The sequence below is a fragment of the Amycolatopsis ponsaeliensis genome (genome assembly GCF_030182635.1).
GTDB lineage: Bacteria > Actinomycetota > Actinomycetes > Mycobacteriales > Pseudonocardiaceae > Amycolatopsis > Amycolatopsis ponsaeliensis.
Map to the genome: position 1 here is coordinate 19,642 of NZ_JAPZLD010000057.1, position 15,698 is coordinate 35,339.

The following is a 15,698-nucleotide window of genomic DNA, read 5'->3' on the forward strand; positions in this document are numbered from 1 at the left end:
CCGCCCTCTCGCCGCGCGGGATTCCAAACCTGCCCCGCCCCCTCGCCGCGAGGCCTCCGGCACCCCTTTGGCAGCCCGCTCATCCCGGCCACCGCTTGCTCTCCGGCGGCCCCAGGTAGCTCGGCCGCAGCCCACCCGTGTCGACCACCAGCTTCTGGACCACCACCGCCGGGTCGACCATCCACACCTTCAGCACGTGCGGCCCCGGCGCCGCGACCTCGTGCCGCGTCGAAGTCAGGTTCACGTTGTCCGATGTCGTCCGCTCCCACTGGCGGTTCATCGTCATGTCATCCGCGCCAGTCGCCCGGGTGATGTTCACGACCTGCGGTGCCGCGTCGTCGAACGACACCGCGTACCGCAGTCCGTCCCCCGGCAGCACGTTGCTGCGCGGCGAAAGGTACGCCCACACCGTCACCGGCCCGGCCGTGAACAACGTCATCCGGTACTCCAGCCGCGGCCCGGCCCCCGCCGCCCGGCTCGCCGCCGTCACCGGGAACGGCGTCATCCCCACGCCGGTCCGTCCCAGATCCGGGATCGCACGCCAGGACGCTCCCGAAGTTCCGACGTTCGCCGAAAAGTGCGCAGCCTCCATCGAGACGTACCCGCCGGCTTCGACGAACCCGCGCCGCCACGACGACGGCAGAGCCGGGTGCGCCACGACCGCGTCCACCACCACCGACTCCCCCGCGCCCGACACCGTGATCGGCACCGTCGTCGTGCCCGCGGGCGCGCGGCTCCAGTCGATCCGGACCGTCATCCGCAGTTCCTCCCCCACCCGGCCGCCCCGCGGCTCGACCAGCACCCACGGCGCACCGGTGGAAACGGTGCACCGGAACGGCGTCCGGCCCCGGTTGAACACGTCGACGTACTGCGCCGGCGCGCTCTGGAACGGGCTGAACTCCGGCAGCACCGGACGTCCCGCCGCACCCGGCCACGCCTGCGGCGACCCGTCGACGGCGACCCCCAGCGCGGCGGCCGAGGGCAGCGAAAGCCGCCGCACCGCCGGGAAGATGACGTCCGGCAGCGCGACGTTGTTCAGCTCCGGCTGCTGCCAGGGCGCGTTCGGGCCGTAGCGGGCGACGTCGCCGTAGTCGATGTGCGGCTGCGTCTGGAACCCTTTCCACTTGCCGCCCGCGATACCGGTGTTGTACTTCTCCGCCAGCGCGAGGTCGTCGGCGAACCGGGCCTCGGTGACGGCGGCGAGCCCGTTGGCCGAAGCCCGGCCCTGGGCCGCGTACAGCAGGTTCGTGAACTCGGCGCGCCGCAGCGCGTAGAGGTTCGCCGACGCCGTGACCTCGTACCCGACCAGTTCGTAGTAGGCGTCCCGGTAGTCCGCGGGCAGCCGCGCCGAGATCCGGGACGCCCGCGCCGCCAGGTCCTGCCACTCGTCGGTGACCCGGTCCAGCTCGCGGTAGTTCACCAGGCTGAACGGCGTCGCCTGGTCGTCGTAGGTGATCACTCCGGCGGCGTCCACCGTGATCAGCCGGTTCAGCAGCTCCGGCTTCCGGCGGGACTGCAGCCGCCCGTAGTCGTGCAGCACGCCGGCGATGTCCGACGCCAGAGCCGGACCGAAGTTCGCCGCGGCGAACCCGCGCTCCCAAATGGACAGTCGCTCGACCGGGAGGGCCGAAGGGTCCCACGCGTAGTCGAGGAAGAACTGCAGCGGCAGCTCGTTGCCCTTCATGTCGCCGACGTTGGCCACCCACAGCCGGTCGTTGCCGTAGGAAACCGCCTGGTTCAGCTGCTCCCACGTGTTCGCGAGCAGCGCAGTGTCGACCCACTTGTAGTTGCGCCCGCCGCCGACGTAGTCGAAGTGGTAGTACAGCCCGTACCCGCCCGGATGCGGTGGCAGCGAGAGGTCCGGGTGCTTGCGGATGTTGCCCCAGTTGTCGTCGGTGAAGACCACGATGACGTCGTCGGGCGGCCGCAGTCCCTGCGCCCAGTACCGCAGGACCTCCTTGTAGAGCGTCCACACCTGCGGGACGTCCGTGCTCAGCTCGCGGGCGAGGATCTCCCGTTCGGCGGCCAGGATTTCGCGCATCAGCTCGATGCCGTCGCCGTCGGGCAGGCTGACGTCGCCGTTGCCGCGCATGCCGAGCGTGACGACGCCCTCGAAGTCCTCGCGGACCATCCGGCGGATGCCGTCGGTCCAGTAGGCCTTGATCGCCTCGCCGTTGCGGCGGAAGCTCCACTCCCCCGTGCCGCCGTACGGGTCGTGGCCCGGTGTCGTGATCGTCCCCGCCGGGTCGCGGACCGCGGGCACGGCGTGCCGGTTCCACTCCTCGATCCCGCGCATCATCGGCGCCTCGTGCGAGGTGCCCATCACGACGCCGTACTCCTTGGCCGTGGCGTGGTTGAGCGGGTCGTCCTCGGCGAACGCGCGGCCCCACACCGCCGGCCACAGGTAGTTGGCCCGCAGCCGCAGCATCGTCTCGAAGACCTTGGCGAAGAAGAGGTGGTTGAAGCCGCCCGGGAATCCCTGCGCGAGACCGGGCCCGAAGTACGCCGGAGCCCAGGTGCCGAGCGCCGGGTTCTCGTCGTTGATGAAGAACCCGCGGTACTTCACGTGCGGCGTCCCGAGACTGAACCGCTCCCCCGGGAGATGCAGTTCCGACATCCGGGCCGGCGGCACGTCGGCCCACCAGTACCACGGCGAGACGCCGATGCGCCGCGAGATCTCGTAGACGCCGTAGATCACGCCCCGTTGGTCGCTCCCGGTCAGAACCAGCCGCCCGTCGACCACCTGGCTGAGCGACGTCTCCCACTTCCCGGCGACCCCGCGCACATCCAGGCGGCCGCCGGCGACGAGCGAGTCGACCAGCGGGCTGTGGCCGAGCGTGCCGACCAGCACGACCGGCCCGTGGTCGGGCACGGCGTCGAAGGACACCGCCGGCCGGACGCCGGTGACGCGTTCGACGTCGGCGGCCAGGTCGCCCACGACCCGCCGGACCCCCGGCAGATCGCCGGAGCTCACGACGATCGTCGCGGCCTTTCCCCGCGACACCAACGGAAACCCGGTCCCGGCTTCGGCGAGGCCCGGCAGGGCCACCGACCCCGCTCCGGCCAGGGCCAGCAACTGCAAGAAGGCACGACGGTGGACCTCCGACTGCACGGCAGACCTCCTGAGTCAGCCCTTCACGGATCCGGTCAACCCGCCGACGATGCGCCGTTCGGCGAGCACGAAGAACGCGAGCGCCGGGATCATCGACAGCGCGGTGAACGCGAGCACCCGGGCGGTGTCCTGGGAGTACTGGGACTGGAAGCTCGCGACACCGAGCGGGAGCGTGAAGTGCGCGGAGTCGTTGAACACCAGCAGCGGCAGCAGGTAGGCGTTCCAGCTGGTGACGAAGGCGAGCACGCCGACCGTGGTGAGCGCGGGCGCCGACAGCGGCAGCAGGATGCGCCAGAAGAACCCGAGCCTGCTCGCGCCGTCGAGCACGGCGGCGTCCTCGAGCTCAGCCGGGATCGCGTGCATGAACGGGCGCAGGATCACGATCGTCACCGGCAGGGAAAACGCCGCCTCCGGGATCGCCACACCCCAGAAGCTCTCGAGCATGCCCAGCTGGCGCAGCCACAGGTACAGCGGCAGCGTCGCCACGGTGAGCGGGAACAGCAAGCCGAGCGTGAACAGCGTGTACAGCGCTTCACGGCCCTTGAACTGGTACCGCGAAAGCGCGAACCCGGCCATCGACCCCAGGCCGACGGCGACGGCGGTCGCGATCACCGCGATCAGCGCGCTGTTGCCGAGGAACCCCCAGAACGCGCTCGAGCCGAGGACCGAAGCGTAGTTGTCCATGACCCACGGGCCGGGCAGCCCGGCCGGGTCGTCGTTGATCTGCGCGTTGGTGCGGAACCCGCCGAGCACGACGAACAGCAGCGGCACGACGGTCACGCCGAGCACGACGATCGCCGCGAGGTACCCGGCCGACAGGCCGAACCTGCGTGAGCGCATCAGCCCACCATCCTCGTCAGGGCGCCCTGGGTGTCGCGGCGGAGCGCGAACCGCTGGTACAGCAGGGCGAACAGGAAGCAGATGACGAAGAGGATCACCGCGACGGCGGAGCCGAACCCGAACTCGTAGCGCTTGAAGCCGTGGTCGACCAGGTAGGTCGCCATCGTCGTCGACGCGTTCGCCGGCCCGCCCAGCGTCATGATCCACACGACGTCGAACAGCTGCAGCGAGCCGATCACAGACAGGAAGATCCAGATCCGGATGGTCGGCCCGAGCAGCGGCAGCACGACGTGCCGGGTGGTCTGCCACGCCGACGCGCCGTCGAGCGCGGCGGCCTCACGCAGCTCGGCGGGCACGCCCTGGAGACCGGCGAGCAGCAGGATGATGCCGAAGCCGATGTACTTCCAGGTGATCACCGCGAACATCGTGTAGAGCACGATGCCCGGGTCGGCCAGCCACTGGTGGATCAGGCCGCCGAGCCCGGCGCCCTTCAGCACCTGGTCGGCGAACCCGTTCGGCTGGAGCATGAGCACCCAGATCACCGCGGTGATCGCCTCGGACAGGACGTACGGCGCGAACACCAGGGCGCGCAGCACGGCGCGTCCCCGCAGCTTGCGGTTGAGGAGCATCGCCAGCCCGATCGACAGCGGCAGCTGCACCACGATCGACAGGCCGGCGATGATCAGGTTGTGCACGATCGCGCCCTGGAACACCGTGCCGCTGAACGCGTCCACGTAGTTGTCGAGACCGATGAAGTCGTCGAGCGGGCCGAAGCCGTTCCACTGGAACAGGCTGTAGAACCCGGCGATCCCGATCGGCACCAGGACGAAGCCGACGAACACGAGCAAAGCCGGCCCGAGCAGGAGCGTCAGCTCGAGCCGCTTGCCCAGGCCGGAACGCTTCGTCCGGCGGCTCGCCGCCGGTGCGGACGGCGGGGCAGCCGTCCGCACCGGCGTCGTCGCCGTGGTCACTTGTTGCCCGCCGCGGCCTGGTTGACGGCGGCCACGATGCCTTCGGGGGTGCCCTGACCGGCGAACATGTTCGCCACCGCGTCGTTGAGCGCGGCGCCGACCGCGGTCGGGAACGCCTTGTCGAAGTACATCTGCAGGTAGGGCGCCTTCACGCCGTAGTCGTAAACCTGCTTGAGCGTGTCGGTCTTCAGCGACTTCGCCGCCGCGCTGTTGACGGGCAGGCCGGCCCCCTGCGCGGCGAGCTGCGTCTGGATCGGCTCGGTGTTCAGGTACTGCAGGAAGTCCGCGCACGCCTTCGACGCGCGGGAGGTGCACGCGAAGCCGTCACCGCCGCCGAGCACGGCCGCCGGGTCGCCCTGGCCACCCGCCACCGACGGGAACGGGAACCAGCCGACCTTGGAGTCCAGCTGCTTGTCGTCGGTCAGCGACGACATGGTGCCGGGCTCCCAGTCGCCCTGCAGTTCCATCGCGGCCTTGCCGTTGGCGACCAGGCCCGCCGAGCTGCCCGCGCCCTGCTGGGCCGGTGTGCCGGCGAACCCGGTCTGGAACGGCTGCGTCGCCAGGAAGTTCTTCAGGTCCTGTCCGGCCTTCGTCCAGCACGGGTCTTCCAGCTTGACCGCCTTCACCGACTGCTTGAGCACGTCGGCGGAGCACTCGCGGACGGCGAAGTAGTTGAAGTAGAAGGCATCCGGCCAGCGGTCCTTGCCGCCGACGGCGATCGGCGCGATGCTCTTGGCCTTCAGCTGGGTGACGGCGGTGTTGAGCTCGTCGATGGTCTTCGGCGGCGAGGTGATCCCGGCCTGCTGGAAGAGGTCCTTGCGGTACCAGAAGCCGACGAAGTGCTGCTCGAACGGCACGCCGTACTGCTTGCCGTCGACCTGCCAGCTTTCCGCGAATTTGCCCGTGCCGGAGATCCACGACTTGGTCGCGTCGGTGATGTCGGCGAGCTTGCCCGAAGTGACCTGCGAGGCGAGTTCGCCGGCGCCCCAGGACTGGTAGACGTCCGGCGGCGTGGCCCCCTGCAGGGCGAGCGGGACCTTGGTGGGGAAGTCCTCGTTCTGCAGCGGCTGGGCCTTGATCGTCACGTCGGGGTGCGCCTGGTGGTAGTCGGTGACGACCTTCTCCCAGATCGACTTGATCGGGTCGGTGGTGCCGTTGTGCCACCAGGTGAGGGTGACCGGCCCGCTCGGCTGTGCGGGCGCCTCGCTCCCCCCGCTGCACGCCGAGAGGGCGAGCGGAACGATCGCCACCAGCGCGGCGAGAACGGGGATTCTGCGTTTCACAAACATCGTGGGTCCACTCCTGACGACTTCGGCCGAGTTGGACGGGGCGCGACTGCACCCGGGTTGGCGAAGAGTTTGCTCCGGGGCAAATCGGATGTCAATCGTTGTCGATAACGTTTTACATGGCTAGTCTGAGCCGATGCAGCCCAGTTCGAGGGTGACCATCCGTGACGTCGCGGCTCACGCCGGCGTCTCGGTGGCCACGGTTTCCAAAGTGATCAACGATCGCTACGGCGTCTCCGCCGCGACGCTCGCGAAGGTCCGGGCGGTGATCGAAGAACTCGGCTACGAAGCGAGCCTCGTCGCGCAGAGCCTGCGCAACCACCGGACCAACGTGATCGGGATCCTGGTCGCCGACCTCGAACCGTTCTCCACCGAGCTGCTCAAGGGGGCCGCGGACGCCATCCGCGGCAGTGGCTTCGAACTCGTCGTCTACTCCGCGGGCGGGCGCACCGGCGACCCGAAGGGCTGGGAGAAGCGCTACCTCTCCCGGCTGAGCGGCACCCTCGTCGACGGCGCCGTGCTCGTCACGCCCGCCGTCTCGCTCGAAGCCGTGCCCGGCACGCCGGTCGTCGCGGTCGACCCGCACACCGGGCCGTCGCACCTGCCCACCATCGACTCCGACAACCTGCGTGGCGCGCAGCTGGCCACCGAGCACCTGCTCGACCTGGGGCACCGGCGGATCGCGTTCCTCGCCGGCCGCCCCGACCTCGAATCGGCGTCGCTGCGCAAGGCCGGGTACCTGCGGGCGCTGGAAGCCGCGGGCGTGCCGGCCGACGAAAACCTGATCCGGATCGGCGCCTACGACCCGGAGGTCTCCGCGGCCTCGGCGCACGACCTGCTGACCGGCCCGGACCGGCCGACCGCGGTGTTCGCCGCGAACGACATCTCGGCCATCGCGACCGTCGGCGCGGCCCGCGAACTGGGGCTTTCGGTACCCCACGACCTTTCCGTGGTCGGCTTCGACAACGTCCCCGAGTCCGCGCTCTGCACCCCGCCACTGACCACAGTGGACCAGCCGATCCGCGAGATGGGCCACCGGGCGATCAGCATGCTCATCGCGCTGATCAACGGCGACGAGGTCGAGCGCACGCACGTCACCCTCGACACCGGCCTGGTGGTCCGCAGCTCGACCCGGGCCCTCTCCTGATCTCCTGCGACATCCTGACGAAGGGCGGAAAGCCTTGACCACGCAGCCTGCCGCGGCCCCCGAGCCGTGGCGAGACCCCGCGGCGGACCCGGGCGAACGCGTCCGCGCCCTGATGGCGCGCATGACGACGCGGGAGAAGCTCGCGCAGCTCTACGGCGTCTGGGTCGGCATCGACGCCGGCGGGGAGATGGCGCCGCACCAGCACGACTTCGTCGACGCCGAGATCGACCTCGACGACCTGGCGCGGCACGGTATCGGGCAGCTGACCCGCGTCTTCGGCACCCGGCCGGTCGACCCGCTGGTCGGGGTGCACAGCCTCGCCCGCACGCAGCGCCAGATCGTCTCCAGCAGCCGCTTCGGCATCCCCGCCGTCGTCCACGAGGAATGCCTGACCGGGCTGGCCGCGTGGCAGGCGACGATCTACCCGGCGCCGCTGTCCTGGGGTGCGACGTTCGACCCGGATCTGGTGCGCCGGATGGCGTCGCGGATCGGGCAGACCATGCGCGGACTGGGCGTGCACCAGGGACTCGCGCCGGTCCTCGACGTCGCGCGGGACCTGCGCTGGGGCCGCGTCGAGGAGACGATCGGCGAGGACCCGTACCTGGTCGGGACGATCGGCGCGGCGTACGTCGCCGGGCTCGAGTCGGCCGGCGTGATCGCGACGCTGAAGCACTTCGTCGGGTACTCCGCCTCGCGCGCCGGGCGCAACCTGGCGCCGGTTTCGGCCGGGCCGCGGGAGATCGCGGATGTCCTGCTCCCGCCCTTCGAACTGGCTCTGCGCGCGGGCGCCCGGTCGGTGATGAACGCCTACACCGACACCGACGGCGTCCCGTCGGCCGCCGACCCGTCGTTGCTGACCGAGCTGCTGCGCGACACCTACGGGTTCACCGGCACGGTCGTCGCCGACTACTTCTCCATCGCGTTCCTGCACCGGCTGCACGGTGTCGCGGCCGACCGCGGCGACGCGGCCGGGCAGGCGCTGACCGCGGGCATCGACGTGGAACTGCCCACCATGGACTGCTACGGCGAGCCGCTGCTCGCCGCGGTGGAAGGGGGCGCGGTCGACGCCGCCGCTGTCGACCGCGCCCTCGAACGGGTGCTGCGGCAGAAGTGCGAGCTGGGGCTGCTCGACGCGGACTGGGCGCCGGAGGTGCCCGAAGAGGTCGACCTCGACGACGCTCCTTCCCGGGCGCTGGCGCGCGAGGTGGCGGAGAAGTCGATCGTGTTGCTGCACAACGACGGGACGCTGCCGCTGTCCCCCGGCGCGCAGGTCGCCGTCGTCGGGCCGCGCGCGGACGCGGCGGGCGCGATGCTCGGCTGCTACTCGTTCCCGCTGCACGTCGGCGTCCACCACCCCGAAGTCCCGTTCGGGGTCTCGGTGCCGACGGTGGTGGAGGCGCTGCGGTCGTCCTTCGACGTCACGTACGCGCTGGGCTGCCCGGTGGTCGGCGGGGACGACGCCGGGATCGAGGAGGCCGTGGCGGCATGTGCTTCCTCGTCCGTCTGCGTGGCCGTCCTCGGTGACCGGGCGGGTCTCTTCGGCGGCGGGACGTCCGGGGAAGGCTGCGACGCGCCGGACCTGCGCCTGCCGGGAAGGCAGGAGGAACTGCTGGAGGCCCTGCTCGCCACGGGCAAGCCGGTCGTGCTGGTGCTGCTTTCGGGCCGGCCCTACGAACTTTCCCGGCAGATCGACCGGCTGGCCGCGGTGGTCTGCGGGTTCTACCCCGGTGAGGAGGGCGCTCCGGCGCTTGAAGGTGTCCTCAGTGGACGGATCGACCCGTCCGGCCGGCTGCCGGTCGGCTTCCCGGCGGCCGGGGCGAGCCAGCCTTCGACGTACCTCGCGGCGCCGCTCGGGCGCCGCAGCGAGGTGAGCACGGTCGACCCGTCGGCGCTGTTCCCGTTCGGGCACGGGCTGTCCTACGCACCGGTGACCTGGGTCGATGTGAGCGCGACGGGTTCGCTGTGGCCGACCGACGGCGTGTGCCGGGTCCGGGTGACCCTGCGCAACGACCACGCCCGACCGGCGTCGGAAGTGGTCCAGGTGTACCTGCACGACCCGGTGGCGGAGGTCGCGCGCCCCGAGCGCCAGCTGATCGCGGCCCGCCGGGTTTCGCTGGAGCCGGGCGCGACGGTCGTCGTGGACGTCGGCCTGCACGCGGACCTGACGTCCTACACCGGCCGGGCGGGCCGGCGCCTGGTCGAGCCCGGCGACGTCGAACTGCGGGTCGGGACGTCGAGTGAGCAGTTCGTCGCGACGTTGCACTGCACGCTGACCGGGCCGCGCCGCGACGTCGGCTTCGACCGCGTCCTGGCTCCGGAGTTCGGGCCATGAGACGGACTGCGGTGATCGTCGTCCTGGCCGTCTTGACCGCGCTGTTCGTGGGTGCGTCCGGGCACCCGCCCGCGTCGCGCTGGGTGGCGACCTGGACGTCGATGCCGCAGCTGACCGAGCCTGCCAACATGCCGCCAGCACCGTACACCGGTGCCGACCGGGTGCTGGACAACGCTTCCCTGCGCCAGACCGCGCACGTGTCCGTCGGCGGGCCCCGGATCCGCCTGCGGTTCTCCAACGCCTTCGGCGGCGCGCCGCTGCCGCTTTCGGCCGTCTCGGTGGCACGCCCGCTCGACGGACGCGCGGGCGTTTCGGCGATCGCGGCGGGCAGTGCGCTGCCGGTGACGTTCCACGGCAAGCCGTCGACGACGATCCCGATGGGCGCGCAGGTGGTGTCGGACCCGCTGCCGTTCCCGGTGCGCCCGTTCGAGAACATCACGGTGACGGCGTACCTGGCGCACGGCCAGGGATCGCTGTCGATCACGTCGCACCCGGGCTCCCGCACGACGTCCTACCTGGTGCCCGGCAATCAGGTGACCGCCCCGGACCTGGCCGGCGCGACACCGGTGGACCACTGGTACTTCCTGAGCGGCATCGAGGTCCTCTCCCCCGCGTCGGCGGTGGCGGTCATCGGCGATTCGCTGTCCGACGGCCGCGGTTCGACGACCAACGGCAACGACCGCTGGCCGGACGTGCTGGCGTCCCGGCTGCCGTCGGCGGTGCTCAACCAGGCCGCGGGTGGCAACCGGGTGCTGCAGGACGGCCTGGGTCCCAACGTCCTGGCGCGCCTGGACCGCGATCTGCTGGCCCAGAGCGGGGTGTCGTGGGCGATCGTGTTCGAGGGGATCAACGACCTCGGCTCGGCTGCCCCGTCCGCCGCCGCGGCCACGGCCGCGGACCTGATCGACGCCTACGACCAGATCCTGACCCGCTCCCACGCGGCCGACATCCGGGTGTACGGCGCGACCTTGACGCCGTTCGGCGGCAACGCGGGCTACGACGACCCGCAGCGCGAGGCGGCCCGGACTTCGGTGAACACCTGGATCCGCGGGCATTTCGACGCGGTCCTGGACTTCGACCGGGTGGCCCGCGACCCGGCGGCACCCACCCGGTTGCTGCCCGCCTACGACGTCGGTGACCACCTGCACCTCAACCCCGCCGGGTATCGCGCGTTGGCCACGAGCGTCCCCGCCGGGCTATTCCGGAATGACTGACGGAATTTCCACCGGCCGGAAAGTGGACAATTCCTGGACGCTATTTTCCCCGCGGCATCACTGATCGCTCACCCTTGCCTGACGGACCGTGATCACAGGTCCAGTCAACCGGGAGAGCGTTGTCCGGCGCCGGATATCTGTTGGGACACAAGCGAGTCTCGAACCCGGGGGTCTGTGGCGGAGGTCACGGCCCGTACCCCTATAGTGTCGCCGTCTCCGCTCGTCCCCATCCGTGTTCGTCGCTCCCGAAAAGGGGAAAACATGTCCGACGTCATCAACAGCATCTTCGGTCGCGCCCAGAACGAAACGCCCAGTTCAGAAGGTTACGGCTACGGCAGTGCCGCCACCGAGACCGTCGACGCCGACGCCGACGCGACCGAGACCGTCGAGCCGGCCGAGGACACGACCGAGACCGAAGACGCCGTCGAGGAGACCACCGACGTAGCGGACACCGACGAAGCCGACTCCGCCGACGACGCCGAAGAGGACGCCACCGACGAGGAGTCCGACGAAGCGGTCACGGACGCGGCCGAAGAGTCCGACGAGGACACCGACACCGCCGACACCGACACCGCCGCCGACGAGGCCGTCGCGGAGGAGACCGAAGCCGCCGAAGAGGTGCCAGTGGCCGTCGAGACCACCGAAACCGAAGCGGCCGAAGCTGCCGACGAAGCCGGATCCCGGCCCGCCGCCGGCTCTCGCGGCAGCACCACGGTCGCCGACGGCGTCGTCTCCAAGATCGTCATCCGGGTCGCCCGCAAGGCCGAAGGCGTGTACGAGCTCGACGAGGCGGGCACGTCGGTCGAGGTCGACGGCGAGGTCGCCACGATCGCCGTCACGCTGGTCGTCGAATTCGGGCGCGCGGTGAAGACGCTGGCCGAGCAGATCCGCATCCAGGTCGTCGAAGCGGTCGAACAGTACCTGGGGCTCGAGGTCGCGTCCGTGGACGTCCACGTCGCCGACATCCACTTCCCGGACGCCGACTGACGTTCCTCGCTCGGTCTCGGGTGCGTCGCGCCCGGGACCGAGCGTCCGGTCACCGGCGCACGGCGTACCGCAAGTGGAGTACGTCGCGATCCGCCAGCTGCCGCACCAGGTCCAGCTCGACCGGTTCGCCTTCCCCGAACAACCGGCGCCCGGCGCCGAGCAGCACCGGCACGACGTGGAGTTCCAGCTCGTCGAGCAGTCCCGCTTTCAGCAACGCCTGCGCGGCAGCCGCGCCGTGGACCATGACCGCGCGGTCGCCCGCCGCGGCGCGTGCCTCTTCCGCGCACGCCACCACATCCGTGAAGAACCGCGCGCTCCCGGGCGGGGTGTCGGACGGGTCGACGTGGTGGGTCAGCACGTGGATCGGGACGCCGTCGTGGTGGTCACCGCCCCAGCGGCCGGCCAGCTCGAACGTCCGCCGGCCGGAGATCAGCGCGCCCGTGGCCATCGCCTCCGCGAACACCTGCCCGCTCGGCCCGTCGCCGTGGCGGTCGTCCAGCCAGTTGAACAGACGGAAGCCGCCGCGCCCCAGTTCTTGTCCCGCGCGGTCGTCCGGCCCCGTCACGAAGCCGTCGAGCGATGTCGTCATGTACAGCCTGATCGGTCCGGTCATCGCCGTCCCGCCTCCTCCGCGTCGTCGTCAGCAGTGCGTCGAACGGGAAGCGCCCGGATCGACAGCGGCGAGATGATCTCTCCCCCGCCGGGGTGAAGCCTCGCTGTGAGCCGCCCCACGCCTGTCCGGGACGGTCCTCGCGCCCATCGCCGTCCGGAGTGGCCGGCCACCCCTTTCGAGTGGAAAACCCGTTGTCGATCTTCATCATTGGCGGCACGGACATCACCGGGCGTCAAATTCCGTTCGGGTAAAGGATTTCCCGCTCCGAACGAGCCGTGATCACGCCGGTGCGCCGGGCCCGTCACCCGCTGCTAGCGTTCCGCCCGCCCTGGTCCGGACCACGCCGGCCGGGCCTTCTTCCCGGGCGCCTCCGCCCGCACCTCCTGGAGAAAAGGCGCGACTTGACCCACCTGAACCACCCCGCCCCGCGGCCGGCCACGCCGGACTGGCACGTCACCGCGTTCCGCGGGCCGCGGCCGGGCTCCGGCGACCCTTCGCCGCTCGACGCCGTCCGCGAACTCCGCGCGCGGATCCTGTTCGACCACGGCCGCCGCCCGGACTTCCGCCGCGCCGACGGCACCCACGTCGACGACCAGGCCCTCGACTTCGGCGCGTGGCACTTCATCGCCCGGCAGAGCCCCGGCGGCCCGCCGCTGGGCTACATCCGGCTGTCCACACCGGACGCCGGCGTGCCGTACCAGTCGCGCGAGTTCCTCGGGAGCGAGCGCTACGAGGAACTGCTGGCCGCCGAAGGCTTTCCGGCGGACGGCGTGTTCGAGCACAGCAGGCTCGTCGTCGAACACCGCGCCCGGAAACTGGGACTGGGCCAGTACCTCAACGCGCTGGCCGTCGGCGCCGCCCACCACCTCGGGGCGCGGGCGATGATCGGCACGTCCGGCACGAAGGACGGCCAGGACCGGTTCCACGAGCGGTTCGGCTTCCGGCCCGTGCCCGGCACCCGCCGGTACGTCCCGCAGTACACCGAAGACGTCGTGATCATGCTGCACCGCGTGACCGACGGGGCCGGGCGCCACCACGACCTCGTCACGCGGCTCCGGGACGAGTTCCCGGTCATCACCGCCGGCCCGGCGACCCCGGACCCCGCGCCGCAGGCCCGTGGCACCGCTCCGGTCACATTGACCGGCGCGCCCTCGCCGGAGCGCGACGTCTGGCAGCCCGTGCTCCACACCGCGGGCCGCGCGCTGGACGCGTTGCTGGCTTCCGGCGACGTCCGCGAAGTCCACGACACGATCGACGACCAGCTCACCGAACTGGTCCGCAGCCGCGAACCCAGGTGCCGCGACGCGGCCGAAATCGAGCGTCTCAAGGACGATCAGGTCGCCGGGGTCCCGCGGTGGGCTTACGGAACCTGGGCCTGGTACCCGTGGTCCGGGCGGCTCGTGCACGTGCTGCCCCGGGAGGAGTTCCGCCTGGTGCGCACCGACCGCAACCGCGGCCGGATCGAGCGGCCCGAGCAGCGCCGGCTGTTCGGCAAGCGGATCGGGATCATCGGGCTGTCGGTCGGCAACAGCGCGGCGCTGACGTTCGCCTTGGAAGGCATCGGTGGCGCGTACAAGCTGGCCGACTTCGACGACTTCGGCCTGTCGAACCTGAACCGGCTGCGCGGCGGGGTGCACGACCTCGGCGTCAACAAGGCGGTGCTGTCGGCGCGCCAGATGTTCGAGATCGACCCGTACCTCGACATCGAGATCCAGCGCGACGGCCTGAACCCGGACACCATCGAGGAGTTCTTCCGCGGCGGGATCGACCTGCTCGTCGAGGAGTGCGACACGCCGTGGGTGAAGATCGCGGCCCGCGAGTACGCGCGCGACCTCGGCATCCCGGTCGTGATGGACTGCAACGACCGCGGCATGCTCGACGTCGAGCGGTTCGACGCCGAGCCCGACCGGCCGCTGCTGCACGGGCTGCTCGGCGACGTGAAGTCCGTCGACCTGCTCGAGCTCGGCCACCAGGAGAAGGTCGAGCTGATCCTCGCGATGGTCGACGCCGGGCGGATCAGCCCGGAGCTGGCCGCGTCGTTCGGGGAGCTGGGCCGCACGCTCAGCAGCTGGCCGCAGCTGGCGTCCGGCGTCGCGCTCGGCGGTGCCCTGTGCGGTGAGGCGGCGCGCCGGATCCTGCTCGGCCGGCCGTGCGAGTCGGGCCGGTTCTACACCGACCTCGGCGAGCAGCTGCACCCGTCGCGCAACGTCTACGCGGGTGCCCGGTGAACGGCCTCGCGGTTCCCGTGACGATCGCGGGCACCGGAGTCCACCTGCCGCCGGAAGTCGTCACCAACGCCGAACTCGCGGCGACGCTGGACACTTCGGACGAATGGATCGTCAGCCGCACCGGCATCCGCGTCCGGCGCCGTCTCGCCCCGGACCGGGCGACGTCGGACATGTGCGTGGCGGCGGCCCTCCCGGCGCTGGCCGCCGCCGGCGTCACCGCCCGGGACGTCGACGCGATCATCGTCGGGACCTACACCTACGACCAGCCGTTGCCGTCGACGGCCCTGATCGTCAAGGAGCTGCTGGGCGCGGACCGCGCGCTGACACTGGACATCACGCAGGCGGCGTGCGCCAACGGCGTCCAGGCGCTGTTCCTGGCGGCGCACCTGCTGCAGACGTCGGCGGCGCGGACGGTCCTGGTGCTGGCGGCGGACTGCGCGTCGCGGGTGACGAACCCGGAGGACCGCACGACGAGGGTGTTCTTCGGCGACGCGGCCGGGGCGGCGGTGCTGACGCGCGCATCATCGCCGCAGGGCGGTCTCCTGGGCTGGGACTTCGGCTCGGAGCTGTCCTACGACGTCGAGATCCCGGCGGCCGGCGAGTACCTGAAGATGAACGGCAGGGCGGTCTGGGACACGGCGACCCGCTGCCTGCCGGACAGCATCCTGCGCGCGACGGACAACGCGGGGGTGCCGGTGGAGGACGTCACGCACGTCTTCCTGCACCAGGCGAACCTGAACATCATCACGGCGGCCCTGGACAAGCTCGGCGTCCCCCATTCCCGCGCCCCGATCACGGTGGAGAGCCTGGGCAACACGGGATCGGCGGGCGTGTTCACGGCGATGCACGAGCGGTTCGGCACGGGTGCCGTTTCGGCCGGGGACACGTACGTGGTGTCGTCGATCGGCGCCGGTTTCCAGTGGGGCACCTTGTGTTTCCGCCACGCGTGAAGTGAGAGTGGCCGGCGC

11 protein-coding genes are annotated in these 15,698 nt (G+C 71.1%); 6 read left to right on the top strand and 5 right to left on the bottom strand.

Features of this window, described 5'->3' with window-relative positions:
* Positions 1-79: 79 nt before the first annotated feature.
* Genes QQ657_RS48640 through QQ657_RS48655 form a run of 4 tightly spaced genes read right to left on the bottom strand, consistent with a single transcriptional unit; the run spans position 80 to position 6,212 of the window.
* Complete coding sequence (locus QQ657_RS48640; RefSeq protein ID WP_284749243.1) at positions 80-3,112, bottom strand: glycosyl hydrolase 115 family protein; 3,033 nt, start codon at positions 3,110-3,112, stop codon at positions 80-82.
* A gap of 15 nt (positions 3,113-3,127) precedes the next feature.
* Positions 3,128-3,952 (bottom strand): carbohydrate ABC transporter permease, encoded by an 825-nt coding sequence (locus QQ657_RS48645; protein WP_284749244.1) that lies wholly within the window; start codon positions 3,950-3,952, stop codon positions 3,128-3,130.
* On the bottom strand, positions 3,952-4,923 hold the full coding sequence (locus QQ657_RS48650; RefSeq protein ID WP_284749245.1) for a carbohydrate ABC transporter permease: 972 nt from the start codon (positions 4,921-4,923) through the stop codon (positions 3,952-3,954). The genes QQ657_RS48645 and QQ657_RS48650 overlap by 1 nt, the downstream gene beginning before the upstream one ends.
* Positions 4,920-6,212 carry an ABC transporter substrate-binding protein gene (locus tag QQ657_RS48655; RefSeq protein WP_284749246.1) on the bottom strand — a complete coding sequence of 431 codons (1,293 nt, stop codon included), beginning with the start codon at positions 6,210-6,212 and terminating at the stop codon, positions 4,920-4,922. Before QQ657_RS48655 ends, QQ657_RS48650 begins: the two co-directional genes overlap by 4 nt.
* A gap of 133 nt (positions 6,213-6,345) precedes the next feature.
* Between QQ657_RS48655 and QQ657_RS48660 the strand changes: the two genes are divergently transcribed.
* The 4 genes from QQ657_RS48660 (at position 6,346) to QQ657_RS48675 (ending at position 11,889) form a co-directional block, all read left to right on the top strand.
* Positions 6,346-7,356, top strand: a complete 1,011-nt coding sequence (locus QQ657_RS48660; RefSeq protein ID WP_284749247.1) for a LacI family DNA-binding transcriptional regulator — start codon at positions 6,346-6,348, stop codon at positions 7,354-7,356.
* Between the two features lie 34 nt (positions 7,357-7,390).
* A complete protein-coding gene (locus QQ657_RS48665; protein ID WP_284749248.1) occupies positions 7,391-9,688 on the top strand; it encodes a beta-xylosidase/alpha-l-arabinosidase in 2,298 nt (765 codons plus the stop codon).
* The gene (locus tag QQ657_RS48670) at positions 9,685-10,902 is read left to right on the top strand and encodes an SGNH/GDSL hydrolase family protein (protein WP_284749249.1); all 1,218 of its coding nucleotides are present in this window, start codon (positions 9,685-9,687) and stop codon (positions 10,900-10,902) included. The genes QQ657_RS48665 and QQ657_RS48670 overlap by 4 nt, the downstream gene beginning before the upstream one ends.
* 261 nt (positions 10,903-11,163) lie before the next feature.
* On the top strand, positions 11,164-11,889 hold the full coding sequence (locus QQ657_RS48675) for an Asp23/Gls24 family envelope stress response protein (protein WP_284749250.1): 726 nt from the start codon (positions 11,164-11,166) through the stop codon (positions 11,887-11,889).
* Between the two features lie 49 nt (positions 11,890-11,938).
* Here the strand turns inward: QQ657_RS48675 and QQ657_RS48680 are convergent, their stop codons facing one another.
* Positions 11,939-12,502, bottom strand: a complete 564-nt coding sequence (locus QQ657_RS48680) for a dihydrofolate reductase family protein (protein WP_284749251.1) — start codon at positions 12,500-12,502, stop codon at positions 11,939-11,941.
* A gap of 401 nt (positions 12,503-12,903) precedes the next feature.
* On the opposite strand from QQ657_RS48680, the gene QQ657_RS48685 reads away from it, so the two are divergent.
* Together QQ657_RS48685 and QQ657_RS48690 are read left to right on the top strand one after the other, a co-directional pair.
* Complete coding sequence (locus tag QQ657_RS48685) at positions 12,904-14,730, top strand: ThiF family adenylyltransferase (protein ID WP_284749252.1); 1,827 nt, start codon at positions 12,904-12,906, stop codon at positions 14,728-14,730.
* Positions 14,727-15,680 (top strand): 3-oxoacyl-ACP synthase III family protein, encoded by a 954-nt coding sequence (locus QQ657_RS48690; RefSeq protein ID WP_284749253.1) that lies wholly within the window; start codon positions 14,727-14,729, stop codon positions 15,678-15,680. Before QQ657_RS48685 ends, QQ657_RS48690 begins: the two co-directional genes overlap by 4 nt.
* The last annotated feature ends 18 nt before the right edge of the window (positions 15,681-15,698 follow it).

What these genes read in the sequence shown, in the direction of transcription:
- QQ657_RS48670 (WP_284749249.1), top strand. Translation starts at nt 9,685, where the DNA reads ATGAGACGGACTGCGGTGATCGTCGTCCTGGCCGTCTTGACCGCGCTG.
- QQ657_RS48660 (WP_284749247.1), top strand. Translation starts at nt 6,346, where the DNA reads ATGCAGCCCAGTTCGAGGGTGACCATCCGTGACGTCGCGGCTCACGCC.
- QQ657_RS48680 (WP_284749251.1), bottom strand. Translation starts at nt 12,502, where the DNA reads ATGACCGGACCGATCAGGCTGTACATGACGACATCGCTCGACGGCTTC.
- QQ657_RS48655 (WP_284749246.1), bottom strand. Translation starts at nt 6,212, where the DNA reads ATGTTTGTGAAACGCAGAATCCCCGTTCTCGCCGCGCTGGTGGCGATC.
- QQ657_RS48645 (WP_284749244.1), bottom strand. Translation starts at nt 3,952, where the DNA reads ATGCGCTCACGCAGGTTCGGCCTGTCGGCCGGGTACCTCGCGGCGATC.
- QQ657_RS48675 (WP_284749250.1), top strand. Translation starts at nt 11,164, where the DNA reads ATGTCCGACGTCATCAACAGCATCTTCGGTCGCGCCCAGAACGAAACG.